This is a genomic window from Thermococcus atlanticus (genome assembly GCF_054657855.1).
On sequence record NZ_BAAHXX010000001.1, the window covers coordinates 792,695 to 817,336 of the forward strand.

25 protein-coding genes are annotated in these 24,642 nt (G+C 52.1%); 14 read left to right on the forward strand and 11 right to left on the reverse strand.

Going from position 1 to position 24,642, the window contains the following annotated elements; all coding sequences use genetic code 11:
- Window positions 1–3: 3 nt before the first annotated feature.
- A complete protein-coding gene (locus tag ACYQ27_RS04265; RefSeq protein ID WP_460041061.1) occupies window positions 4–1,479 on the forward strand; it encodes a fucose isomerase in 1,476 nt (491 codons plus the stop codon).
- Complete coding sequence (locus ACYQ27_RS04270; protein WP_460041062.1) at window positions 1,480–3,342, forward strand: glycogen debranching N-terminal domain-containing protein; 1,863 nt, start codon at window positions 1,480–1,482, stop codon at window positions 3,340–3,342. It begins immediately after the preceding gene.
- Here ACYQ27_RS04270 and ACYQ27_RS04275 read toward each other — a convergent pair.
- The gene (locus ACYQ27_RS04275; RefSeq protein WP_456394520.1) at window positions 3,329–3,745 is read right to left on the reverse strand and encodes a DUF371 domain-containing protein; all 417 of its coding nucleotides are present in this window, start codon (window positions 3,743–3,745) and stop codon (window positions 3,329–3,331) included. The genes ACYQ27_RS04270 and ACYQ27_RS04275 overlap by 14 nt on opposite strands.
- 188 nt (window positions 3,746–3,933) lie before the next feature.
- Between ACYQ27_RS04275 and ACYQ27_RS04280 the strand changes: the two genes are divergently transcribed.
- The 3 genes from ACYQ27_RS04280 to ACYQ27_RS04290 are packed head-to-tail and all read left to right on the forward strand — an operon-like array spanning window position 3,934 to window position 6,489.
- Window positions 3,934–4,653 carry a hypothetical protein gene (locus tag ACYQ27_RS04280; RefSeq protein WP_460041063.1) on the forward strand — a complete coding sequence of 240 codons (720 nt, stop codon included), beginning with the start codon at window positions 3,934–3,936 and terminating at the stop codon, window positions 4,651–4,653.
- Window positions 4,646–6,247: an HsdM family class I SAM-dependent methyltransferase gene (locus tag ACYQ27_RS04285; RefSeq protein ID WP_460041064.1), complete on the forward strand. Its 1,602-nt coding sequence runs from the start codon at window positions 4,646–4,648 to the stop codon at window positions 6,245–6,247. Before ACYQ27_RS04280 ends, ACYQ27_RS04285 begins: the two co-directional genes overlap by 8 nt.
- Before the next feature lie 38 nt (window positions 6,248–6,285).
- Window positions 6,286–6,489, forward strand: coding sequence for a 30S ribosomal protein S17e (locus ACYQ27_RS04290; RefSeq protein ID WP_456394536.1), 204 nt, complete (start codon window positions 6,286–6,288; stop codon window positions 6,487–6,489).
- A gap of 9 nt (window positions 6,490–6,498) precedes the next feature.
- Here the strand turns inward: ACYQ27_RS04290 and phr are convergent, their stop codons facing one another.
- From phr to rbcL, 3 genes are all read right to left on the reverse strand, one after another.
- Complete coding sequence (gene phr, locus ACYQ27_RS04295) at window positions 6,499–7,095, reverse strand: heat shock transcription regulator (protein ID WP_460041792.1); 597 nt, start codon at window positions 7,093–7,095, stop codon at window positions 6,499–6,501.
- Window positions 7,096–7,177: 82 nt separating this feature from the next.
- Window positions 7,178–7,756: a thymidine kinase gene (locus ACYQ27_RS04300; protein WP_456452752.1), complete on the reverse strand. Its 579-nt coding sequence runs from the start codon at window positions 7,754–7,756 to the stop codon at window positions 7,178–7,180.
- Window positions 7,757–7,856: 100 nt separating this feature from the next.
- Window positions 7,857–9,191 carry a type III ribulose-bisphosphate carboxylase gene (gene rbcL / locus ACYQ27_RS04305; RefSeq protein WP_456452750.1) on the reverse strand — a complete coding sequence of 445 codons (1,335 nt, stop codon included), beginning with the start codon at window positions 9,189–9,191 and terminating at the stop codon, window positions 7,857–7,859.
- A 373-nt stretch (window positions 9,192–9,564) separates the two neighbouring features.
- Here rbcL and hpkB point away from each other — a divergent pair, with 373 nt between their 5' ends.
- Window positions 9,565–9,768, forward strand: coding sequence for an archaeal histone HpkB (gene hpkB, locus ACYQ27_RS04310; RefSeq protein WP_456452748.1), 204 nt, complete (start codon window positions 9,565–9,567; stop codon window positions 9,766–9,768).
- A 365-nt stretch (window positions 9,769–10,133) separates the two neighbouring features.
- On the opposite strand, the gene ACYQ27_RS04315 is transcribed toward hpkB, so the two are convergent.
- Genes ACYQ27_RS04315 through ACYQ27_RS04325 form a run of 3 tightly spaced genes read right to left on the reverse strand, consistent with a single transcriptional unit; the run spans window position 10,134 to window position 11,858 of the window.
- On the reverse strand, window positions 10,134–10,628 hold the full coding sequence (locus ACYQ27_RS04315) for a metallophosphoesterase (protein WP_456452746.1): 495 nt from the start codon (window positions 10,626–10,628) through the stop codon (window positions 10,134–10,136).
- Between the two features lie 9 nt (window positions 10,629–10,637).
- Window positions 10,638–11,549, reverse strand: coding sequence for a transcription initiation factor IIB (locus tag ACYQ27_RS04320; RefSeq protein WP_456452744.1), 912 nt, complete (start codon window positions 11,547–11,549; stop codon window positions 10,638–10,640).
- A gap of 6 nt (window positions 11,550–11,555) precedes the next feature.
- On the reverse strand, window positions 11,556–11,858 hold the full coding sequence (locus tag ACYQ27_RS04325) for a Gar1/Naf1 family protein (protein WP_460041065.1): 303 nt from the start codon (window positions 11,856–11,858) through the stop codon (window positions 11,556–11,558).
- Window positions 11,859–11,989: 131 nt separating this feature from the next.
- Here ACYQ27_RS04325 and ACYQ27_RS04330 point away from each other — a divergent pair, with 131 nt between their 5' ends.
- The 3 genes from ACYQ27_RS04330 (at window position 11,990) to ACYQ27_RS04340 (ending at window position 13,812) form a co-directional block, all read left to right on the forward strand.
- Window positions 11,990–12,847, forward strand: a complete 858-nt coding sequence (locus ACYQ27_RS04330; protein WP_460041066.1) for a PfkB family carbohydrate kinase — start codon at window positions 11,990–11,992, stop codon at window positions 12,845–12,847.
- A 94-nt stretch (window positions 12,848–12,941) separates the two neighbouring features.
- On the forward strand, window positions 12,942–13,466 hold the full coding sequence (locus ACYQ27_RS04335; protein ID WP_460041067.1) for an NUDIX domain-containing protein: 525 nt from the start codon (window positions 12,942–12,944) through the stop codon (window positions 13,464–13,466).
- Window positions 13,459–13,812 (forward strand): Mth938-like domain-containing protein, encoded by a 354-nt coding sequence (locus ACYQ27_RS04340; protein ID WP_460041068.1) that lies wholly within the window; start codon window positions 13,459–13,461, stop codon window positions 13,810–13,812. Before ACYQ27_RS04335 ends, ACYQ27_RS04340 begins: the two co-directional genes overlap by 8 nt.
- 8 nt (window positions 13,813–13,820) lie before the next feature.
- Here the strand turns inward: ACYQ27_RS04340 and ACYQ27_RS04345 are convergent, their stop codons facing one another.
- Both ACYQ27_RS04345 and ACYQ27_RS04350 read right to left on the reverse strand, forming a co-directional pair.
- The gene (locus tag ACYQ27_RS04345; protein WP_456452731.1) at window positions 13,821–15,305 is read right to left on the reverse strand and encodes a hypothetical protein; all 1,485 of its coding nucleotides are present in this window, start codon (window positions 15,303–15,305) and stop codon (window positions 13,821–13,823) included.
- A 19-nt stretch (window positions 15,306–15,324) separates the two neighbouring features.
- Complete coding sequence (locus ACYQ27_RS04350; protein ID WP_456396512.1) at window positions 15,325–16,086, reverse strand: ABC transporter ATP-binding protein; 762 nt, start codon at window positions 16,084–16,086, stop codon at window positions 15,325–15,327.
- A gap of 201 nt (window positions 16,087–16,287) precedes the next feature.
- On the opposite strand from ACYQ27_RS04350, the gene ACYQ27_RS04355 reads away from it, so the two are divergent.
- Genes ACYQ27_RS04355 through ACYQ27_RS04375 form a run of 5 tightly spaced genes read left to right on the forward strand, consistent with a single transcriptional unit; the run spans window position 16,288 to window position 21,888 of the window.
- The gene (locus tag ACYQ27_RS04355; RefSeq protein WP_488199834.1) at window positions 16,288–17,352 is read left to right on the forward strand and encodes a galactokinase; all 1,065 of its coding nucleotides are present in this window, start codon (window positions 16,288–16,290) and stop codon (window positions 17,350–17,352) included.
- Window positions 17,353–17,356: 4 nt separating this feature from the next.
- The gene (locus ACYQ27_RS04360) at window positions 17,357–18,442 is read left to right on the forward strand and encodes a hydrolase (RefSeq protein WP_460041069.1); all 1,086 of its coding nucleotides are present in this window, start codon (window positions 17,357–17,359) and stop codon (window positions 18,440–18,442) included.
- On the forward strand, window positions 18,439–19,782 hold the full coding sequence (locus ACYQ27_RS04365; protein WP_460041070.1) for an MFS transporter: 1,344 nt from the start codon (window positions 18,439–18,441) through the stop codon (window positions 19,780–19,782). The genes ACYQ27_RS04360 and ACYQ27_RS04365 overlap by 4 nt, the downstream gene beginning before the upstream one ends.
- Window positions 19,769–20,581, forward strand: a complete 813-nt coding sequence (locus tag ACYQ27_RS04370; RefSeq protein ID WP_456452728.1) for a PIG-L deacetylase family protein — start codon at window positions 19,769–19,771, stop codon at window positions 20,579–20,581. The genes ACYQ27_RS04365 and ACYQ27_RS04370 overlap by 14 nt, the downstream gene beginning before the upstream one ends.
- Complete coding sequence (locus ACYQ27_RS04375; protein WP_460041071.1) at window positions 20,581–21,888, forward strand: family 4 glycosyl hydrolase; 1,308 nt, start codon at window positions 20,581–20,583, stop codon at window positions 21,886–21,888. Before ACYQ27_RS04370 ends, ACYQ27_RS04375 begins: the two co-directional genes overlap by 1 nt.
- Here the strand turns inward: ACYQ27_RS04375 and ACYQ27_RS04380 are convergent.
- Window positions 21,875–23,227, reverse strand: coding sequence for an ATP-binding protein (locus ACYQ27_RS04380; protein ID WP_460041072.1), 1,353 nt, complete (start codon window positions 23,225–23,227; stop codon window positions 21,875–21,877). The two genes, ACYQ27_RS04375 and ACYQ27_RS04380, sit on opposite strands and share 14 nt — an antisense overlap.
- A 24-nt stretch (window positions 23,228–23,251) precedes the next feature.
- Window positions 23,252–24,508, reverse strand: a complete 1,257-nt coding sequence (locus tag ACYQ27_RS04385; protein ID WP_460041073.1) for a glycoside hydrolase family 1 protein — start codon at window positions 24,506–24,508, stop codon at window positions 23,252–23,254.
- Window positions 24,509–24,642: the final 134 nt, after the last annotated feature.

Below are 24,642 nucleotides of genomic sequence, written 5' to 3' on the forward strand. Positions count from 1 at the left end.
AAAATGATAGCCGTTGCGACATTTACCGACCCCAGGCCAACTGCCCTCTCAGCCGAGAGGGAAGATGCACTGATGGAGAAGCATCTAAGCCTTATAAACGCTCTGAAGGAAAGCGGGTTCGAAGTTTTTGACGTAAATGAGGCCATTGGAAAGTATGACGCCTTCAGAAAGGGGATGAACTTCGGCATAGACTCAAAGGATGAGGCATTTAATGCAGCAAAGGTGATAAACGGGAAAGGAGCAAGCGGTGTAATTCTTGGCATGTGGCACTGGACGGAGAGCAATTTAATAACGCTCCTAGCCAAGGAGGTGAACAGGCCTCTTCTACTCTATGCGGACGATGACCCGGCGTGGGCTGGCTCAACGTGCATAACCTCGGTCGGGGCTTCCCTGTGGGAGAGCGCCGTCAACTACCATGCCCTCCACCACACGCGCATAAAGGGAGACCTGGAGAAGGTTAAGGCATGGGTGAGGGCCGTTGAAGCGGCATCGAAGCTCTCCAGGAAGTCGCTTCTGCTGTTTGGGGCGCCCTACACACTTGGGATGGAGCACCTGATGGACGATCTGCCGCGGCTCAAGCGTTTCATTGGCGACTTCCTAATGCTCGACCAGTATTTAATAGTGAAAAGAGCCGATGCCATGCTGAGCGATGGGAGGCGGGTGGAGGAGTTCTTCGACTGGCTGACATCCAAAGCGGAAGTGAAGTTCGACGGCGGCATGCTCACACAAGAAGCCCTGAGAAGGCAGATAGCCATCTATTTAGCCGCTAAAGAGATTTACGAAGAGTACAAAGACGAAGTCTCCGGAGTTTCCATCAAGTGCCAGCCCGAACTCTCGGAGGTCTACGGCGTCACCGCATGCCTTATTCCAGCCCTCTTCCCGTTCAGCTTGGATGCCACGGGTGAGAAGGAGGTAATCCCCGCGACGTGCGAGGGCGACGTTAAGGGAACCATAAGCTCGGCCCTGCTCTTCTACCTCAGCGGAAAGCCGCCCCTGTTCGGGGATATAAAGTACGTTGACGATGAGCTCATACTGATAGCCAACTGCGGGGCCTCATCGCTCTACTACGCAAAGCTGAGCGAAAATCCCGAGGAGAACCTGAGGGCGACCGTAATACAGGGGCAGTGCCAGGGGGCGAGCGGCGGAGCTTTGACCTACAGGACGCCAAAAGCGGAGCTAACCGTGGCGAGGCTCATCAGAGCGGGAGGGGAATACTACCTGCTCTATTTCCTCGGCGAAGGTCTTGAAATTGGCAGGGATATAGAGGAAAAGCTCAGGTGGGGCAAACAGTGGCCTCACACTGCGATAAAGAACCCCCTCGACAGAAATACCTTCATAAGCATCATGGGTGCAAACCACCTCTCGGCCGTGCCCGGGGACTTCAGGGAGGAGCTGAGGTTTGTCGCAAAGCTGTGGGGAATAAAAGCCATAAACCTAGAGGAAAAAGCGGAGGTCAAAGAGTTCCTGAGAGTGATGTGAGTGCTGGCCTACAACGGTGCGTTCGTGTTCTCCGATGAGAAGGGAGACATGGGGGGGAAGCACGGGTTTTATGCCTTCGATACAAGGGTGCTCAGCGATGTCAGGCTGATGTTTGATGCAAAAAGCGTGATAACCGTCAGAAAATCCTTCAACGAAAGCGTTGCGCATTACATCGGGAGCGTTGTTCTCACGAGGGAGAGGGTCCTCAGGGAATCCTACATGGAAAGGCTAACCTTCAGGAATGCCACTGAAGGCGTGCAGAGGGTTTCCTTTTCCTATTCATTTAACGTGCCGATGGAGGACATATTTGAGGTCAGGGGATTTAAGGAGGGCATGGAAAGGGAGGTTAGCATTTTCAGAGGGGAGGATGACATCCGATATGCATACAGGGGCGTTGATGGCATCCTCCGCGGGCTTAAGGTTGTCTCAAACATGGATTTTGAGAGCGGCCGTTTTGAGGCAGATTTTGAACTTGGCCCGCTTGAGGAAAGGACTTTCTGGGTTGAATTCAGGCCGTACATCGAGGGGCGGCTGCCAGTCCGCTTTGTCCCAGGGGGGAAGCCCCTGAAGAACCCTGTTTTCTCCAGCAGGGAATGGCTGAACAGGATATTTGAGAAGGCCGTTGAGGATTTAAACGCTCTCACAGCCTTCACGGAGTTCGGGCCGGTGCCTCTGGCAGGACTTCCGGAATTTGCCGCGGTATTCGGAAGGGACAGCATAATAACCGCATACTTCCTCCTTCCTCACTTTCCGGAGTATGCTCTGGGTGTCCTGAGGGTTCTGGCGAGGTTTCAGGGCAGGAGGGAGGATAGAAGGAGAGGGGAGGAGAGGGGGAAGATCCTCCATGAGCTCAGGCTGGGGGAGCTTTCCCAGTCAGGCAGGGCTCCCTTTGCACCCTACTACGGCACCGTGGATGCCACGCCCCTTTACGTCATGCTGGTAGCCGAATATCTTCGCTGGACAGGGGATTCGGAGCCCGTGGAGAGTCTGAGGGAAAATCTAAACCTTGCAGTGGACTGGATTCTCAAAAAGCTTGATGAGGGTGACGGCTACATAAGGTACAGCCCCGGTGAGCTCGGCAATCAGGGCTGGAAGGATTCAAGGGGAGCAATTCCGATGAAGGATGGAACCCCTGTCAGGCCTCCCATTGCTCTGGTCGAGGTGCAGGGGTATGCATACAGGGCACTTCTGGAGGCAGGGGAGATAACCGATCACAGCAAAAGAGAACTTAAAGTGGAAGCAAAGGCGCTGAAAAAGCGCTTCAACAATGATTTCTGGCTCGATGGTCATTACGCCCTGGCGCTTGATGGGGAGAACAGACCTTCGGAGGTTGTGGCCTCAAACATGGGCCATCTGCTGATTACGGGCATAGCGGATCATGAGAGAGAAATAGCGGAGAGGCTGTTCAGGAAGGATATGTTCTCCGGCCTTGGCATAAGAACCCTCAGCTCGGAAGAAAAAACCTACAATCCCTTCAGCTATCACAACGGCTCTGTGTGGCCCCACGACAACGCGATTATAGCCCTGGGGCTGAGGAAAATCGGTGAGATGGAAAAGGCCTTCAGGCTGGCCATGGCGATTTTGAACGCTGCAAGAAACCTAAACTACACCCTGCCGGAGCTCTTCAGCGGCATTGAAAAGCCGGCACCGACGCCGAGGTTCAACTCCCCTCAGGCATGGGGTGCTGCGAGTGCCTTTGCCTTTCTGAGGGCCATTCTGGGTCTTGAGGCGGGGAAGGAGCTCCATGTATCGCCGCATCTGCGGGGGTTTGAGGTGCATGCAGAGGTAGCTTTCAGGGGAGAGAGGTACAGAATCAGGGGCTTTGAGGGAGGTTATGAGCTCATTCGGATCACTCAAGGATGATGAGCTCAACAACCGCCACCTGCTCAGGATTCTTCAGCCTTTCAACGATTCTCCTGTCTATGTCCCTCGCGGCCTTGTTTGCCCTCACCGCCAGGGTTCTTCCATCGGTGTAGGTGCTCTTCCGGATTATCATGGAGTTCCCGCTCTCGAATGTGAGGCCTCTGTCCCCGTATGCCATAATCTCCTCCACAAGATTATCCACCCTGATACGCACCAGCAGCTTTCTGCCCTCCCTGAGGGCTTTTTTGAATTCCGGACTCAGGTCTTTCAGACCTTTGCTGGCCTTGATGCAGAGAATGCAGTCCCCTCTTGGGGTCAGATAGTCATCCGTCGTGAATTCCAGCGTCGACCTGTGGGCTGCCCTCACGTTTTCATGCCCGTAGCAGGTGATGACCTCCTTCATGTTCCGGCATTCCCCGGAAATCCTTATAAGTGTGGTGGATACTTTTCAAGCCTGTTCGCTGGTAGTTATCATGGGAGCATTCGCAGCCATCAATTCAGGGACAGATGTGCCCGTTTGGGAGCTTCTTTGGAAACCCTTATAAGATTTCCCGGGGATTTAAGAAGGCGGGAGCTGAAAGCTTTAATCGGGTGGGAGACATGACCAGAGAACTCAAAATCCTGAGCGATGAGCTGAGGGGCATCCTCGGAGAGGTGGCCGAAGAACTCAGGAATAAAAATGTGACGGACAGGAACTTGGATGATCTGGTTTTGGAGGCTCTAAGGGATAAACCGATGAAAAAAGAAGGCATCAAAATCAATTTTTCTGATCCGGTGGATGATATTTACCGGGTAGAAGCTGGCAGGACGCCCTATGATCTTCTATGCCATGGAGAAATAAACGGCAGACCTTTCAGGATTTTCATAAACAACAAGTTTGGCTCCTTAGGAAAAAACAACAAAAACGATGTAACCACATACAACAACCTATTGAGGCTCTATCTTGGCATAAAGTCTCAGAGGCTTTCTGAAAATGCGGATATTGATAGGAGACTCGTCTACAGAAGGCTTAGAGGTGATGAAATTGTCGCATATGGTCTTTTTGTCCTTGATAAATATGGAAGAGGCTACAACTTTTTCCTCCTTGAAGAAATCGATGAAGCCTTCTATGTCAATCCACGGAACACCATGTTTCAGGTCAGGTATACTCCAAGACTGAGAGATGAGCCTCTCACCTATTATGAATTCCTGAGAAAGCTGATTGGGGCCATAAAGGAATCCCTCAGAAAGGTAATAGAGAAGGCAGAGCAGGAATCGAATAGACTGGATTCAATACTTGATGAGCTGTCAGGGGTAGAGAAAGATGAGTAAAATAGCCTTTGTTGAAACTCCAAGGGAGATAGCTGAGCTCATGGTGGAGCTCGCTTCAGCTCCAAAGGACGGCCTTGTTCTCGATACAGGCTGCGGCAGGGGCGTTTTCCTCAGGGCCCTCGTGGAAAAGGGATACAGAAACTGCATCGGGATTGAGCTCGATGAAAGGCTGAGCGAGGAGTCAAGGAAAGCCTGCCCCCGGTGTAAAATCATAAACGGGGATTACCTCGATTACAGGCCCCATGTTAAGTTTGACCTGATAATCGGAAACCCTCCCTATGCCCATTTCAACCAGCTGCCCGAAGAGATTGCCGAAAAGGTTCGCAGGCTCATAAAAACAAAGAAGGGCGATATATACTACGCATTCATCGTAAAATCGATTGACCTGCTTAAGCCGGGAGGCGAGCTGATATACATCGTGCCCTACCACTTCTTCTACAACACCTATGCCCGGGTTGTGAGGGAGAAGATTCTGAAGAACGGGAGGCTTGAAATTGTGATAGACCTCGATGAGGTGAGGCTCTTTAAAGGCGAGAATCCGGAAACCGTCATCTTCAGGTTCAGAAAGGGAAGATACGACCTCAGCGGAGAAAAAATCGAGCTTGTGGTCATAAGGAGGAATGCCACTGCTGCTGAGGTTAGGGAGGGTGTTCTGAGGGTTCTGAAGGAGAAGGCCTCAACGGAGCTCTTCGACTACACGGTGATCGAGCACTACGGTAATGCCGAGGAGGCATGGTCCACCCTTCCCCTCCCGGAGAGCTTTGAATTCCCTTCGGTGCCTCTGAATAAGCTGGCAAAAGTGGGCGTTGGTGTCGTTTCTGGCTTTGACAGGGCTTTTATAGTTAGTAAGGAGGAGCTCCCGGGATTCACGGAGGAGGAGCTCAGGCTTGTTAAAAGGTTCATAAAATCCAAGAACTGCAGGAGATTCATAACCGAGGGCTTTGAGTACTATATAGTCATCCCTGACGAGATAAGGGATGAGAAAACCCTGGCCGAAAGGTATCCCAACATATACAGGAAAATCGTCAGGTTTAAGGATGAGATGGAGCGGCGGTATCTCCCGAAGAACAAGAAATGGTTCAACTGGCAGGCCCTCAGAAACTACGGGTTTTTGGTGGAAAATCTGGACAAGAGGAGGATTTATGTTCCCACCCTTGACAGGAAGCCCTACAACAGGTTCAGCCTCGCTGAGGGGGGTTATCTTCCCTCCGGTGATGTCCTCTTTATCCAGCCGTTTGAGGAGAAAGACCTCTACTTCCTGCTGGGATACCTGAACAGCGGCTTCTTCAGGCGTTATTATCTGGCCAGGGGAGGAAGGAGGGGCGGCAGGGTTTCCTTCACCCAGAGACTCCTTGAGAAGGTTGAGATACCTCTGTTCGATGAGGGAACCCGGCAGAAAATTTCTGAAAAAGCGGAGGAAATAGTGGAGAGGCTGAAAAAGGGAATGGACGCATCGGAGCTTGAGGATGAGCTGGAGAGGGTAATACTGGATGCCATGATGATGAAGAGATTCCGCAAAGGTGGCAGGAGGAGGGAGCACACGCTGGATGAATATTTAAATAGGGAAAACTTTAAAACGGCTTTGCGGGATTGAGTTATGGTCAAAAGCTCAGGATTATCGGAGGGATGATAATGGGAAACATCAGGCAAGGTTTCATTAAAAGGGTCGCCAGGGAGCTCTTTGACAGGTATCCGAATGAATTCACGAGGGATTTCGAGCACAACAAGAAAAAGGTCGAGGAGCTCACCACGGTACAGAGCAAGACAATAAGGAACAGGATAGCGGGCTACATGACGAAGCTCGTCAGGATGAAGGAAGAGGGAAAAATGCTCTGAAATCTAAATCTAAAGCGGGAGTTCCTCTTTTATCCTTTTTAGATCATCGAGGACTTCCTTCGGCAGCATCGGTGCGATTTCTTCCATCAGCTTTTCAAAGCGTCTGGCGTTTTCCTGGGCGATTCTCCTCATGAGGTTCTCTATATATGTCTCAGTGAGCAGTCTGACCTCCTCAAGCTCCTGCTTCATCCTCATGTACTCGTTTATCTTTTCCTCGACTTCTTCGAGAAACTCTGCAAGCTCCTTTATCTTGACCTCTGCGGGGCCTGCGGACTTTATCAGGGCCCTTGCCTGCCTGTATTTTTCCGTCTCCATCGGTTTCTTCGGCTCGTACATTGAGGTTCCGAATATGTAGGGGGTCAGCAGAATCTCAAGGCGGAAGCCCCTCCTTATCGTGTAGTACTTCCTCGGCCTGCCCCGCGGGATTTTCTCCGTCCTGCCCTCGATTAAACCGGCGTTTTCGAGAATCCTCAGATGCTCAAGGACGGCTTTCTGCCCGACTCCAAGCTCCTGAGAAAGCTCACTCACAAAATAAGGCCTCCTGGTTAGCAGAAGAAGAATCCTACGCCTGGTGGCGTTTCCAAGCACATCGAGAAGTCTCCCCATTTCCTCCTGATTGGATATCACTCTCTCACCCCCTTTCCTAACCTAATGTAAGAAAAGAGAGCTTTAAGTTTTTCGGTGCTGATCAGGGGATGATGTGGTGCCTTCTGCATCTGGCCTCGTAGCTCTCCCTCCCTCCGACAAGAATAACGGGGGAATCCCTGGGGGCGGGCTTTCCGTTGATCAGACGCTGGGTTCTTGTTGCCGGAGCCCCGCACACCGTGCAGACTGCTGTGAGATATATGATGTTATCGGCCCTCACGAGAAGCTCCTTTGTAACCGGGAAGGGGTCTCCCTTGAAATCGAGGTTCAGCCCCGAGGCAATCACGTAGATACCCTCGTCGGCCAGTCTGTTGAGCATCCCGACAATGGAAATCGGGAAGAACTGGACCTCATCAACACCTATAACCTCAAATCTCTCCCCCTCTGTTATTTCCGCAATCCTCCCAACGCCCTCCTCATCTGTCGGTATCACGAAGGCATCATACCTCAGACCGTTATGGGCGACGACCTCGTTCTCACTGTATCTGTTGTCAATGGCGGGTTTAAAGAGTGCTGCCTTTCTTTTGGCGAAGATCTGCCGTTCAATTCTCTTTATAAGCTCCGTGGTCTTTCCGGCAAACATGGGTCCGGTGATAACCTCAAGGAATCCTTCTGGATGCATTTGATTCTCACCAGCTGGAGAAGGTCACCGGGGGTTAAATTCCCTCCGGCCGTAAAGTTGAACATGGGACAAAAATATGGAGAGAAAGTCGCCAGAACGCTCAAACAGGGGTTACATGGCCCCACTTCTCAAGGGCCCTTGCAAGCTCCCTGTGGCTCTTGGCATACTCATCGAGCGGGATTCCCTGCATGATGGCATCAATTGCCTGTCTCGCTGCCATTGCTCCCGCCTTCGGGCCATCCGGATGCCCCATCGTTCCGCCGCCAAGCTGGAGGACTATGTCCTTTCCAAGGATTCTTATGACCGGCTCGATGTTTCCGGGGTGCAGCCCACCGGAGCTCGTTGGGAAGACGGGTTTTATGTGGTAGAACTTCTGCTCAAGGTGGAACACATCCTTCTCTTCCGGTTTGTAGTGGCTCTCCCTCAGTATTCTTGTGTTCTGCAGGACGTCCCATTCTCCCCCTTCGAGCTTTCCAACTCCCGCCGTGCCGACGTGAAGCTGGTCAACGCCTATGATCCTGTAGAGCTTGGCGAGGACAAACATTGAGATGCCGTGGTAGGGGTTTCTGTCAAAGGCGGCGTGCATCGCCCTGTGGGCGTGGATCGCTATCCCGTAGTCCTCGGCCAGATCGCGGATGTGCCGGAGCGCAGCCCATCCCACAACGACAACGTCCACCATGGCGTGCGGATTCCCGAAATCGGCCAGGAGCTCAAGCCGCCTCTCCATTTCCAGGACATCGGCGGTTATGTTGGCAAACCATGTCTTCTTTTCCCCTGTCTCGTTTTCGACCCTCTCCATCACTCCGATTATCTTCTCAGCCCTGACATCAAACGGGCAGTACCAGGCACTTGTAACGTTTTCATCGTCCTTCAGGTAGTCTGCCCCTCCGCTGAAAAGCTCGTAGGCGAGCTTCTCAATCTCCTCCGGGCTGTAGCCAACTTTTGGCTTTGGAACCACACCGTAGAGAGGCCTGTCCCTGATGTTGAGGAGCTTCCTGACGCCTTCAATACCCTGACCGGGCCCGTCGAAATCCCTGAGGAACTTCTCCGGCAGGTATATGTCCTCAAGCCTGAGGCCTTTAACACGCTTCATCCCGAAGATGTTGCCGGCGACTGAGGCCAGAAAGCCCGGAAGGTTGCCCTCCTCAAATGTGTGGAAGGGGTATGCTATCCTAACTATCCACGAGCCGTCCCCCATGTCGTGGAAGTAGTATGCTTTGGCGGAGAGGTCGGCCCATCTCTCGTGCTCGTACCATGAATACAGGGTCGTCCACGTTCCGGTGGAGCTCTCAGCGGCGACAGCACCTGCAGCCTCTTCAATGGTGAAGCCCTCTGCAGGGGTTATGCGGAAAACAGCTATGATGTCCCTCTTCTTGTTGGGCTCGTAGCCCTTGTCCACGTAGTAGTCATATATCTTATCAAATTTTTCCGGCATGGAAATACCTCCATTTTGTTGTTGTTATCGATTGTATTGGCGTATATAAAAATGCTGTGGTGCATTATTGCCCATTTATACGCCGGCCTGGCTGCCGATGTCCCGGAGTCCCTGCTGGATGGATTAAATTAAAGGCCAGATAACCAATAAAATTCAAAATCCTGTTAATATAGCAGAGTTTTGAAATAGACGCATCGCTCTATAAAATAGCTCTTCTTGGGTATCAGCTCAATGCTCTCTGAATTCAAGTGCCTCATGGTAAAGCTCCTGAAATATTGCCCTCAGAGGGCTCGGTTTCCGAAAGGTTTATATAGGACTTTATTCTTAAAATAAAATGCAAATACTGCAAAACAAAGTTTAGGAGGTTGGGAAAATGGCTGAGTTACCAATTGCCCCGGTTGACAGGTTGATTAGAAAGGCCGGCGCTCCAAGAGTTAGTGAGGAAGCCGCCAAGGTTCTTGCCGAGCACCTTGAGGAGAAGGGCCTTGAAATCGCCAAGAAGGCAGTCGAGCTTGCCCACCACGCCGGCAGGAAGACCGTCAAGGCCGAAGACATCAAGCTCGCCATAAAGGCTTGATGTTGTAGTATATTTTTGCTCCCTGACTTTTCTATTTTGATATTTTTATTCTCCAAGCCTCGTCCTTCAGGGCAGAGCGTTCTATACCTTGACCCTCACACGGCGGGAGGGCTGTTTCGTAGATGGCAACAATTGGAGCATTTGAATTCCTTTGTTTTCCGTAATTTTTAAATAGTTCTGGAGTTTATTTTTGAATGGTGTGGCGGTCTCCGATATGTGGGGTGCTTAAGCCCGAATGGAGACTGAAAACGGAAGATGTGGGGCCCCGAAAGCCACCCAATGAAGACAGGAGGGTGGAAGGTTATCCGCTACGATTGGTTCGCAAGTTCCAAAAGTAGCGGACAACCAGAACGGTTTAAGTCCCTTTACCAGAGCTTTATTCTCTCAACATGGATTTTCGTGCCGTTAACCTCCATGATGGCAAAACCCGCACTCCCCATTCTCGGAAATGTTGGCGATCCCGGATTCAGGAGAACTATCCTCCTCCCGTGAAATATCCTGTCATCATGGAAATAGCGGTGTGTGTGCCCGAAAATCAGCACATCCACCCCCATCTCAAGGGCCTTGTATCCGAGCACCTGGGCGTTCAGGCCGAGAAACTGATGGCCGTGAGTCATGCCGATCCTGATATCCCCCACATCAACTATCCTCTCCTCCGGGAGCTGCAGATGGTCAGCGTTTCCTCTGACTGCCATTACGGGGGCAATTTCGTTCAATCCATCAAAAAGCTCTCTGGAGGTTATATCCCCGGCATGGAGTATCAGGTCTACACCTTCACCTTCAAATTTCTCAAAAAGGATAGAGGGGACATGCCGTGTTTTATCGCCGTGATGGGTATCACTAACAACCCCTATAATCATTGAGATACCTCAAAGTGGAATATTTATGTGAAGCTTATCCACGAGCTCCTTATACCTGTTCCTCACGGTAACCTCCGTCACGTGAGCGACCTCGGCAACTTCCCTCTGGGTTCTCTTCTCTCCCTCAAGCAGGCCTGCAACGTATAAAGCCGCGGCTGCAAGACCCATCGGACCCTTACCGCTTGTTATTCCGAGCTGGATTGCCTCGCTGAGGATTTTTTTAGCCTTGTTCTTTGTAGTCTGGCTCAGCGCAAGCTGATCCCCAAAGCGATCCACGTATTCCACAGGACTGGTTGGCTTGAGGTTCAGCCCCAGTCCCCTTGCAAGGAAGCGGTAGCTCCTGCCGATATCCTTCTTGCTAACCTTTGAGACCCGTGCAATCTCCTCAAGGGTTCTTGGAATGCCCTCCATCCTGCAGGCGGCATAGAGAGCGGCTGAAACCATGCCCTCAATTGACCTGCCGCGGATGAGCTTCCTCATAACAGCCTTTCTGTACAGGGAAGCTGCGGCCTCTTTAACCCTCCTTGGCAGTCTCATCTGAGCAGCCATCCTGTCGAGCTCGCTCAGGGCAAACGCCAGATTACGTTCGGCGGCATCGTTTATCCGCATCCTGCGCTGCCACATCCTGAGCCTGCGCATCTTCGTCCTGTACATGCCCTTTATCTGATTGCCGTGGATGTCCCTGTCCCGCCAGTCAATATCGGTTGAGAGGCCCTTATCGTGTATCATGAGGGTCATGGGTGCACCTGTTCTCGCCCTCTTGGCCTTTTGATCAGCGTCAAAAGCCCTCCATTCGGGACCGGAGTCAATGGCGTTCTGCTCAAGAACATACCCGCAGTTTGCACAGACAAGCTCTCCCCTGCTGGGGTCATAAAACAGCCTATCCGAACCGCATATGGGACATATCTTTTTTTCAACCAAAAGCTCTCACCCCCTTCTCCTGGGGGTAGGGCGCTTTTTCTTGCCCTTCTTCGTGCTTTTCCTTCTTGGGCCTGATCCGGACTTCCTGACATCAACATAGAGGACTTCACCAACATAGCGTCCCGGATTTTTCACCTTCGGCTTGACGGCTATATAGGGAGTCCTCACAGGACCAAAAACATCCTTAACAGTGCCAACCACTGTGAGTTCCTTATCAATAACCCTGTCGTTTAACGATGGAACCCAATCCGAACGGAGAATCAGAAAACCCTGCTTGGCATAATGAGAAACTTTACCCAATCTTTTCATGGCCCCACCCCGATGGGATATCCTTTTAAAGTTTTCGTTTTTTCACTTATAAAGTTTTCGCTAATTTACGAAAGCTTTTTATTTTCCATGAACATAAAAATAAAGTTGAAGCAATAAATCCGGGTGAGGTCATGAAGTGCCTCGTGATGGGACATCTAACCAGGGATGTTATAATCAGAGGTTCAAAAATTGAGGAAAGAATCGGAGGGGGGGCATACTACTCAGCACTTGCACTGTCAAGATTCTGTTCTCCCGTGATCCTGACATCCGTCGGCCGGGATTTTCCGGAGAAATGGATCGAAGAACTTGAAGGCCACAGTATAGAGGTCATCTCAATTCCCTCCGAAGAAACAACCGCCTATGAGCTGAGGTATTTTGACAGCAATACGAGAAAACTCAGGCTGCTTTCGAGGGCGGAAGACCTTGAGGTCTTTCCGGAGGAAAAATATGAGGTTGTCCTGCTGAATCCGGTTGCCGGTGAAATCCCCGGGGCGCTGGTGGAGCGTGTCAAGGAGAGGTTCCCGTTTGTCTCCGCAGATGTTCAGGGCTTTATAAGGGAGCCAAGAAAAGGGGAGGTCATGCTCAGGGAGATAGATGCATCTTTCCTTAAGGGGATAAACGTGCTGCACTCCGACAGGGATGAGTTCTCCTATCTTGGCATGCTGAATCCCACGGATGTTGAGGTTCTTCTAATCTCAGATGGCTCAAACTCGGGGACTGCCTACTACCACGGAAAATCATACTCCTACCGGCCTGTTAAACTGGAGGTTCCCGAATCCACAGGGGCGGGTGATGTCTTCCTGGCCTCGTTCTCGTATTTTTACAGGAAATGTCCATTTATTCAGGCGCTCAAGAGGGCAAATGCATTTACTGCACTGTTTCTGAAGTACCGGCATTTTGAGTTCTCCATGGGAGAGGTAAATGATCTCGCAGCCGGCATTCTCGTTGAACGGAGTTCCGCTGTGTTTCCGCAGACTCACGGGCTATAAAGTTATAAAAACTCCATGCCTATTTTCACATGCCGATGATGAAACGTCAGCATGCTGAAATCTGATGAAAAGGGACTTCACTGAGGTGGTAAATTTGGACAGATATGTTCTCCTCATTAAAGCTCCGAAGGGGTATGACATTGAGCCTGTAAAAACCGGACTTAGGGAATTTATAGAAAAAAACTACCCGGAGCTTAAGGTTGAAGCACACAGATGCATAGGGCTCACCGCAGATATAGTGATTCTGTATAACGGAGGTATCGTTCTGATAAAGCGGAGGCATGAGCCGTTTAAGGACTGCTGGGCCCTTCCCGGCGGGTTCGTTGAGTACGGTGAAACCGTTGAGCATGCGGCGCTGAGAGAGGCAAAGGAAGAGACGGGCCTTGATATAAAGCTGCTGAAGCTCATAGGCATTTACTCCGACCCCGGGAGAGACCCAAGGGGGCACACTGTTACTGCGGCCTTCCTGGCGAAGGGATACGGGGAGCTGAAGGCGGGAGATGATGCAAGAGGAGCAAGGGTCTTTTCTTTCGATGAGCTGAGTGAGATAAAACTCGCATTTGACCACAGGAGGATTATCGAAGATGCCATGAGGGTCGTTGGTGGTTGGAATGATTGAAGGAACGGAGTTTGGAAGAATCATTGTCCGGGGAAAGCCCTACGGCCATGACATCGTGATTTACCCGAGCGGAAAAATCGAGATGAGGAAGAAGTGGCTCAGCAAGAAAAAACATGGAACAAGCCATAAGCTTGATCCCGATGAGCTCAGGGAATACCTCATGGAGGAATTCGACGTCCTGGTGGTGGGGACCGGCATGTACGGCATGCTCTCGCTCCTTCCGGAAAGCAGGGAACTCCTTGGGAACAGGGAGGTAATTGAGAAGCCCACACCTGAAGCGGTGAAGCTCTTCAATGAGCTAAGAAAGGAGAGGAGAGTCCTTGGAATCTTCCATGTGACATGCTGATATGAGGTTTAGCTTATCCCCACTAATATCCCTGTTATCACCAGACCGAGAGCGGCACTAACCATGTACCCGGCCGGTCTGTTCAAAACCAGAATAGGAGCACCTACAACCGCAAACAGAACCCCCACCATGATGAAGATTGCTATTACATCCATCATATTCGTCTCCGGAATTCCGATATCCTGCCCTTTGTAGCGGTAGAAGTAGTTCATTGCTGTCAGGGAGGTCATCAGCGGAAGGATGAATGCGTGGGGTATTAGATAGAGGGCCTGGCCGCCGTTGTAGTGATATGCCATGCCAACGACCGCAAGCCCCGTGGCTGCCGGGATGGTGCTCATCGTCAGAGATTTGCTCAGTATGAATGTTTTCTTTGTCAGCGGCAGGGTTCTCAGGAAATCAAGCTCCTTTCCGTCGATTTTTATAACCGGATCTGCCCCTATTGAGGAGAACCACCCGAGGCCGAATACAAGCCCTGTGGCAAGAAGGAGGGGGAACTCACCCTTGCTCAGGGCTATGAAGATCTGGGGCAGCACGAAATACACGGGGATCAGCAAACCGGCTATCATTGAGGATTTTCTGAAGACCACCTTGAAGTCCTTGAGGGTGAGGGCCAGAACCCCGGGGAGCTTTCTTGCTTTAAAGGCACCTCTGTAGGCCGTCCCGGAGCTCACAGTGGGCTCCATTATCTCCCCCCAGAGCTTCCTGAGCGTGATGGCGTAGATAGCGCCAAAAACTGCCGCATAGAGGACGAGAAGCAGTATACTCTGAAGCGGCTCAAATATTGAGGATGCCGAGAACGGATACGCAAAGGAATAGCGTGTGAAGAGGGGAGCCAGTGCCTCTATGTGCTCCCTGACGTAGTTCTGCATGTAGTTTCCGACGTAGAAGATGCTCATGAAAAGGAGGATTCCGATGAGCTTGCCGAGGTTCTTCAGGGCGCCGAATCTGCTCGTTCCACCCGCGGTTCTTGCACCGAAGACGGTGTATATAACCAGTCCGAGTGTGTGGCCAAGGAATACGCCTGTCAAAGCCCACAGAAAGGCGAGGACTCCCGCGGGAGGATGGCTGTAGAGTATAACCAGAACCACGGGAAGCATCATGGCAAAGGCGGGTATGGTGTCGATAAGGAGAAGCTCGCTCAGATAAACGGAGCCCATCTCGATCGGGAGGGGTTTCAGGGGCTCGAAAAGTCCCATTGAGAGCGCGTAGGATGAGTTAACCGTGGTGATGTACAGGGAGAATATGAAGGGTATCAGTGCATAGGAGGCAAACATAATCCCCATCTGGAGCTCATTTTTGGCAAAAGCGACTCCTCCAGCAAGCATAAAGCCAAGGAAGAAAAATGTGATTGCCTGTATCCCAACACCGCGTTTTATGCTCGTGGCGTTTCTGAGCTGGCTCCTGAACTTCTTTTCGTCATTTGCTATCATGGGGTTCCTCTTTAGTATCTGGTAATGGAGCTCCCTGTAGAGGATTTTCACGATATCGAACATGCCGCACACCTTCCTCCGTTTAAAGGCTCTCCTTCAGCGCCTGAACAACGCTGTAAATCTCATCCTTGCTCTCGGTGAGCTTGAGAAACACATCCTCAAGGTTTTCCTCATGGGCAAACTCCTTGAGCTCATCAACGGTTCCCTCGGCTATTATCTCGCCGTTGTAGATGACGCCAACGCGGTCGCAGATCATCTCCGCAAGCTGGAGGACATGGGTCGAGAAAACTATGCTCCTTCCTTCCCCCCTGAACTCAAGGAGGAGTTCCCTCAGTATTCTCGCGCTTTTTGGGTCGAGACCGTTCATGGATTCGTCCATTATCAGAACTCTGGGGTCATGGAGGAGGGCCGAGATCAGGGAGATTTTCTGCTTAGTCCCGAAGCTCAGGGTGCCTATGTATTTGTGCAGATAGCTCTTCAGCTCAAAGGCTTCGACAAAGCGATTTACGCGATCTTCAAGCTCCTCCTTCGGAATGCCCCTTATGCTTCCTATTAAATTGAAAAACTCCACAGGTGTCAGGCTTTCATAGAGGACGGGCGTTTCGGGGACATAACCAGCAATCTCTTTCACCTTCATCGGAGTTCTACCAGCGTCCAGACCGTTAATCAGAACTCTCCCGCTCGTGGGCTTCAGGATTCCGGCAAGAATTTTCATTGTGGTGCTCTTCCCGCTTCCGTTGGGGCCGAGGAGACCGTAAATCTCGCCATCATGAACCGTGAAGCTTATTCCATTGACCGCCCTCGTGGAGCCGAAGGTTTTGACGAGATTCTCCACCTCAATCATCCAACTCACCCTGATTAAGCGAAAAACATTCCACTTAATAAATCTTGCTGCGTGCATAAGTAGTTTCGGTGCATGCTGCTGGGATAATAGAATATGTCCAGCAATTTTAAAGTTCCTGTGGGGTGTTATTGAGCTTATCCCATATATTGTGGTGGGAATCAAGCTTAAATACAACAAAGGACAGATAGTTTTGGGGTCGGTTTGATGTACACCGCAGTTTCTCCCGGAAGGGTAAACCTCATAGGTGAGCATACCGATTACAGCTTCGGTTATGTGATGCCGGTGGCCGTAAACCTGCACACGAAAATTGAGGGCGATGCGTTTGAACATGTTGAGCTTTATTCCGAGCACTTTGAAGAAACCCGCTTCTTCAAGCTTGACCGGATTAAAAAAGAAGGCTCGTGGATGGACTACGTCAGGGCAATTTACTGGGTGCTCGCTGAGGAGGGGCTGACCCCGAAGGGTATTAAAGGAAGAATTGGCGGAAATTTGCCCGTTGACTCGGGTTTGAGCTCCTCCGCAAGCTTTGAACTCGCCGTAATGGCCCTTTTGAACGAAATTTACGGGCTGGGGCTCTCTCCCCAAAAAATGGCACTTCTTGCCCAGAAGGCTGAAAACGAATTTATTGGAGTCCCCTGCGGCATAATGGATCAGTTCATAATTGCCATGGGGAAGGAAGGCCACGCAATGTTCCTGGACACCGAGACGCTTGAGCATGAGTACGTCCCCATCCCTGAGGATATTCAGGTTCTGGTCTTTCACACCGGCGTCAGGAGAACGTTAACGGGCTCCGCTTATGCGGACAGGCGGAAAATGGTGGTGGAGGTTCTCAGAAGAATCGGCAGGGAGTCCTCAAAGTGCGTGGAGGAGAGAGACCTAAGGGGCCTCCCCGGGATATACAGAAGGCGCTTTGGTTACATAATAAGGGAAAACAGGCGCGTCGTGATGGCGCGGGACGCCCTGAAGTCCGGAGACATGGAGACTTTTGGGAGGATTCTGACCGAGGCCCATCTCGACATAGCGAGAAACTACGGGGTGAGCTGCGGGGAGCTTGACTACATCGTGAGGAAGGCCGTTGAATTTGGAGCATACGGGGCAAGGCTGACGGGAGCGGGCTTTGGAGGTGCCGCCATAGCCGTTGTTGATAGGGCGAAGGGAAAAGAGATTGGCGATAGGCTTTTGCTCGAATACTCCCGGGCGTTCAGGTGGAAGGCCAGGTACTTTTTAGTTGAGGCCTCACAGGGCGTTGAGGTTTTCAGGGGGTGAAATCTTGCATGCTCTCATTTTTCACGGCAACCTGCAGTACGCCGAGATTCCGAAGGGTGAAATTCCAAGGGTGATTGAAAAATCATACCTCCCGACGATGAAGGGGCTTTTGAAAAGCGAGATCCCGTTTGCTCTGAACCTAACGGGCTTTTCCCTTCAATTCCTGCCGCGGGAGCTTATAAACGTCATCAAAGAGGGTATTGAGAGCGGGCTGATTGAAATCACCGGCACCGCATACACCCACGCAATCCTCCCGCTCCTTCCTCTCGACAGGGTCGAGGCCCAGGTGGTGAGGGACAGGACACTGAAGGAGGAGCTCTTTGGGGTCTCCCCTAAAGGCTTCTGGCTCCCGGAGCTGGCCTATGACCCCATAATCCCCGCGATTTTAAAGGACTGCGGCTATGGGGAGGTGTTCGTTGATGGGGAGGCTCTGCTCTTTTCGAACCACCTGAACTCCGGGATAAGGCCAATAAAGCCGCTTTACCCCCACCTTATCAAAGCGCAGAGGGGAGAGGGCCCCGTTTATCTCAACTATTTGTGGGGCCTCAGAGAGCTCAAAAAAGCCCTGAAGCTCACTTTTGGCGGAAAGGTTACCCTCAAGGCGGTTAAACCCATAAATGCCGTACCGGTATGGGTGGCCGTAAATACAACCGCCATGCTTGGAACTGGCGGCTTTCCCCTGATGGGCGTTAAGAAAGCTGCAAAGTGGCTTGGGGGGAGGGAGGATATCCTCCTTTACGGGACGGACATAGAGTTCTTTGGATACCGCGATCTGGCGGGCCATACCCTTGAGGTCAGGAAAATCGTGGAGCTCATAGAGGAGCTCGGCACATGTATAGTTTTCCCGAGTAAGCTGAGGCACAGCGGAAAGGAGCTCTACCTGAGGACCTCAAGCTGGGCGCCCGATAAGAGCCTCAATATATGGACTGAGGATGAAGGCAACCGGAGGCTGAACACGCTCTCTTACGGGTTGAAGGGCGAAAACGCGTTTCTGGCCGAAAACAGCGACGCCCGTGGATGGGAGCCTTTAGAGGAGCGCAGGCTGGATGCATTTAAGGCCATTTATAAAGCCTGGAGGGATGAGAGGTGAAGGATTTAAGGCGCAGGGCATCGATTGTTTTGCTGGTTCTGATGGCCGCTTTTTTGATGGCGGATCAAAATCTCCTGCCCCCCAACTACCAGCAGATTATGGCGGAGTTTGGTATAAGCGAAACTCAGATGGGCCTTGTTTCGACGATTTTCGTTGCCACGAGTGCTTTGATAACCATAATATGGGGCTTCCTCTCGGACATTAAGAGGAGAAAGCAGCTCCTGGTGGTTGGAGTTCTTCTGGGCGAAATCCCATGTTTTTTAACGGCGTTCGTCCGGAGCTATCCCCAGCTTCTGCTCATGCGCCTCTTCACGGGCATTGGAGTTGGCTCGATAATCCCTATTGGGTACTCCCTGATAGCCGACATGTTTGAGGAGGAGCACAGGGGGAAGGGCTACGCATACATACAGACGGCCTTTGGCTTTGGAACGCTCTTCGGCATGGTCATCGCGGGGCTAATAGCGAGCTGGAGGCCCCCCTTCATAATCGCATCCGTCCCGAACTTTATCCTCGCACCTCTGTTCTATCTGGTGGCGGAGGAGCCAAAGCGCGGCCAGAGCGAAAAGGAGCTTAAAGAGGTTCTTGAGAAGGGCTACGAATACGGGTATCGTTTAAGCCGGGATGCCGTAAAGAAGTCCTTTCAAACGAGGACAAACATATTGATATTCATCCAGGGGCTCTTTGGCACCGTGCCGTGGGGGGTGCTCATGTACTGGCTCGTCTCGTTCCTTATCGTATCCAGGGGTATGGCCAAGGACACCGCCACATTTGTTCTCCTGATACTGGGGATAGCGACGGTCATAGGGACGCTCGTCGGCGGGTTCGTTGGGGACTACTTCGAAAAGAGGATGAAGGGGGGAAGGGCGGTAGCGACGGGGCTGGCGGTATTTTTGGGCATGCTCGCCGCCCTTGGAATAGTGATATATCCCCTGCCCGCTGAGTTAGGCGCCAGGGGATGGATTGCCCTGGCGGTGTACTCGTTCCTCTTCCTCCAGCTCGTGACGTTTGCGGGCCCCAATGTGACCGCAATAATCTCGCAGGTCAACCTCCCCGAGGACAGGGGGACAGTCTTTGGGGTTTTCAACATCATAGATAACGTTGGAAAGGCTTTTGGGCCTTTACTGGGGGGCTTTTTAATCGAGGCCCTGAGGGGTGTGGGCTACACAAATGCGCTCGCCTATGAGTATGCCATCATAATAGGCTCGCTCTTCTGGCTGCCCTGCGCACTCGTGTGGATATGGATAAGGAAGAGATACCCGGAGGACAGGGAGAACATAGGGGAAATCCTGAGGAAAAGAGCGGAGGAAATTCTGGGGAGGGAGGCGCATGATGCCATTTGAAATGCTTAACAGGATGCTGGGGAGTTTGGACGACCTTAACGCCCTCAGGGCGCTTATACAGAGGTTCTTTGGTATGGACTTCGATGACCCCTTTAGGGATGTTAAAAAGGTTCTCTGTGTCCAGCCACATCCCGATGACTGTGAGGTGGCGATTGGGGGGATACTTGCAAAGCTCTACCTTGAAGGGAAGGACATAGCCTACTTAACGCTAACCGACGGCTCCATGGGGAGCCACGACATAAGCCTGGAGCCGGAGGCCCTTGCTGAGATCAGGAAGGAGGAACAGGCGAGGGCCGCAAGGATAATCGGCGTGAAAAAGCTTGTATGGCTCGATTATCGCGATACGGAGCTTCCATACTCCCGGGAAGTGAGGAACAGGATAATAAGCACGATTAGAGAGGAAAGGCCCGACATCGTTTTGGCCCCAGACCCATGGCTCCCCTACGAGGTTCATCCCGACCACCGAAACGCCGGCCTCATGGCGATGGAAGCGGCTTTTTTCGCATCGTTCCCCCATATAAACAGGGGCGACCTGAAGCCGCACGATGTCCCTCTGGTCGGGCTTTACTACACGGCGAGGCCCAACTACATTGAGGACATAACGGACATCTTTGAGGTCAAGCTCAGGGCTTTGAGGGAGCATAAAAGCCAGTTCGAAGCAAACTGGCAGCAGTGGGAGGTTTTCTTCAAATCCCTGGCCATGTTCTACGGCAAGAGGATAAATGCGATGTACGGGGAGGGACTTAAAATCCTCCCGAAGATACTCATCCACATTACGCCCTTTGCGGAGGTGCTCTGATGAGGATAGCCTTCATAGGCGCGGGGAGCATCTTCACCCCTCTGGCCCTCTACACGGTGGCGAAAAGCGATGTTCTGGCCGATGCGGAGGTTTATCTCATTGATGTGGATGCGGGGCGGCTGAAGTTCATTGAAGCTGTGGGGAGGAAAATTGGCAAAGTTTTTAAGAAGGAGCTGAAAATTTGGACTTTCCAGGACATCCGGGAACTTGAGAATTTTGGTATCGATTATGCAGTCATCTCGGTTGAGAAGGAGCGGTACGAACGCTGGAGGCTGGACTTCAAAATCCCCCACAAATACGGCATCAGGCAGGTTCTCGGGGAGAACGGCGGTATCGGCGGTTTGAGCCACACCCTGCGCGTCGTCCCCTTGGTTTTAAGCATCGCCGGGGTCATTGAGGACATAAACCGGGATGCGCACACGTTTATCTACTCCAACCCTGAGCCGAGGGTGACCTACGCGCTTATAAACTACACGGGGCTGAAGAACGTTTACGGCCTGTGCACGGGGTATCTGGAGCGTAAAGAGAGTCTGGCCGCCCTTTTAAAAGTTGAGGAGGATGGGATAGCACTTACCGCCGCAGGGCTTAATCACTTCACCTGGCTTAAGGAGCTGAGCGTTAAAGGCGAGGATGGCTATCCCGCCCTCCATGAGGCCTTGAAGAGGAACCCATCCTTTGAGCCTCTCTCCCGGCTCCTCTACAGAACCTACGGCCTCCTTCCATCGCCGAGCGACAACCATGTTGGTGAATACCTGAGCTTTGCATGGGACTTAATTCCAGAAGAGAAGAAAGGCCTAAAGTGGATTGAGCGGACGAGGAAGGAGGGGGAGGATGTAAGGAGGCTTTTGAGGCTGTTCCTCCGCGGTCTCGTCCCCAAGTTCGCCTTCAACCGCTTCGTTAAGTTCCCCGACGTTGCCATGAACGTCGTTGAGGGGCTTGAGGGCAGGGAAAGGCTCCAGGAGGCCATAAACGTCCCCAACAGGGACTACATCGACCTGCCTGGAGGCACGATAGTAGAGGTTCCGGCCGAGGTCTCGCCGAAGGGAGTGAAGCCGCTCCGCGTCGAGCTCCCGCGGGAGGCTTTAGCCCCTCTCAGAGTTCAGGCGGAGATACAGCGGTTATCGGCGGAGGCAGCGGTAGAAGGAAACGTTGAGAAGGTGATAAAAGCCGTGCTCCTCGACCCGGTCGTCCACAACGCCAAGGCTGGGCTGAGGGCCATGGCCGAGCTGATGAGGGCTCACCTCGACATGATGCCACAGTTCACTGAGGGTGATGTGGAAGAGATAAAGGGATTTATTCACCGGTGATATCATGAATGTCCCAGAGCAGGGGAGCCGGCCGTTCCACGAACTCCCTGGCAACTATGCCAGTATGAACCTCCCATCCGTCAAGTCCCATCAGGGCGGCTTTCCTCTCCAGGTCTTTTCTTATTCCCCAGACCTCTCTGGGGCCCAGTTTCCTCCACTTGACCTCAACAAGGAGGGCCTTTTTCTCTTTCTCGTCCAGGGCCACCAGGTCAACTTCTTCCCCCTTCCACCACCATCTCCCTATACGGGTGAACCTGAAGGGAAGCTTTCCATTTCTGTTGAGGAGCATGAGGTGCTGAAGGGCCACCTTCTCGTAAACCCTCCCCAGGTATAGGTTAAACTTTCTCCTGAAGTTCTCAAGAGGGACATCTGAGAGGCCGAGCTCTATCTCCTCCTTGAAGGGATAGACGAAGGAGTAGTAGAAGGCAAAGTAGTTGTCCGATAGACTGTATCTCGCCCCCTTCCTCCTCCTGGAAACCCCAGGAAGCACCGGGTATTCTTTCCTGACTATCTCCAGCTCCCCAAGGACAGAGAGATAACGGGAAAGTTTCGAGCCGTCTATTCCAGTTTTGGTTCTGATCTCGTTGAAGGACGTGTACCCAGAGGCTATCGCCTCAAGGATTGTGTTGTAAGTGCTCAGGTCCCTGAGCTCATAGCGCAGGAGAAGTTCAGCTTCTTCGTAGAGGTATCCCTTCCCGAAGAATTCCCGAACCACGTTCTCCTCCACCGATAAGGAGGAGTCAAAGCGAAGCAGGTACTCAGGAATACCGTCAAGAACGCCATATGCCCTAACCAGTTCCTCAGGAGAATAGCCCGGAAAGAACCCTCCAATGTGCCTGAACTCCAGGGGTTTAACCTTAATTGTTATGGTTCTTCTGCCATGGAGTGGGCTTCCATAGTCCGTGAGCCTCTTCATCATTGACATACTAGAACCGCACAGAATGATGCTCCCTCCCTCACCGAAGTCCCAGTACTCCTGAAGAAGACCCAGTATCCGGGGATAGTTCTTTACGAGTACCGGGAACTCGTCGAGAACCAGTGCTGTTCCGCTAGCGCTCAGGAGATCAAAGAGTTCATCGAAGGAGGAAGGTGGGTGCTCCAAGAATTTAATATCTCCCGTAACGCGGTAGAGCTTTTTAGAGAGGCTGACGAGCGTTTCTCTGGGCTCTTCCTCTTTGCATAGGTGGTACACGTGGGGAATGCCTTTCAGAGCCTCGATTATCAGTCTCGTCTTGCCTACCCTTCTCCGACCGTAAACTATGATGAGCGAGCGTTTTTTCAGGTACTCACCCAGCTTCCGCAGCTCCTCAGAGCGGTTCACGAACTTATGCATAATCATGGTTATATATTTGCGATTATCCATTTAAAGTTTTTCCCCAAGGCCGTACCTCCCAACCAGCTCATCACTTATTTCCCCTTTCCTCGCTATTTCGCCGTAGATGCGCGCGCTCCTCCTCGGCCTCCTCTCAAAGGTATCGTAGTCGACCTCTACCAGCCCAAAGCGCGGCCTGAAGCCCTCGGCCCACTCGTAGTTGTCGATGAGCGACCAGTAGAAGTAGCCCCTCACGTCGATGCCATCTTCAATGGCTTTGTGGACGTACTGCAGGTGTTGAACTATGAACTCGATACGCCATTCGTCGTCGAGCGTCGCTATGCCGTTCTCGGTGACGTAAAGCGGAAGGCCGTACTCTGAAAAGGCCTTTAAGCCATCATAGATGCCCCTTGGATAGACGCTCCAGCCCATGTCGGTCTTCCTGCTCACGTTGGCGTCCTCGACGGCAAAGCGTTTGAGCGGGTTCCTCACCGCTTTGACCTTCATGATGTTGTAGTAGTTCATTCCGAGCCAGTCGAGGCCGCTCGCGGGGACGTCAAATGTTCTCATAAAGCCCCGGAACTCTCCGGTCAGTATTCCGTCCAGGAGCGAGCGGTTGAAGGTGTAGTCTATCTCGTCCCTTGCCTTTTTATCCCTCTCAGACTCGCTCGCCGGCACGAAGTGCGGGCGGTTCTTCACTATCCCCACCCGGAATTTACCGTGAAGAATCTCGTAGGCGATGGCGTGGGCTTTAATCAGATTTGCCGCGACCTTCTCGGCCTTCAGCGGGTTCCTCCTGAAGGGAGGCCACATCCCCTCGACGTATGAGGCCACTACATAAACCATCGGCTCGTTGAAGGTCGCCACCAGCTCAACGCCCTCTATGCTGTCCGCTATCAGCTCAATGTAGCTCCTCCAGTGCTCCAGGTTCTCCTCCTTCTCAAATCCTCCCTTTATGGCAAACCACGTGGGCAGGGTGAAGTGGTGTAGCGTGAGCATCGGGGTAATTCCCTTCCCGTTGAGCAGGTCTATTATCCTCTGGTAGCGCATTAACGCCTCCTCGTTCGGCCTTCCCTCCTCGGGAAAGACCCTCCCCCATTCGATGGAGAAGCGGTAGGCTCTATAGCCAAGGGTTGCCATTAGCTCTATGTCTTTTTCGTAAAGCTCCCAGGAGTTGCAGGCCTTTCCTGCTGGCGGAAGCTTTCCCTTTTCAGCCCAGTACCACCAGTCGCTCCAGACGTTGTCACCCTCAATCTGGTAGGACGAGGTGGCGGTTCCGAAGAGAAATGACTTTTGAAACCCGAGCATTGGAACACCCGTTACCCAGATATGTGGCGGCATGTTAATAAACTTTGGCACTCGACTTTGACATATACTAAACTGAAGTTCCCATTTTAGTCAATTAATTTAGGGACTTTAGTTGAGTTATGAAAAGCTGAGGA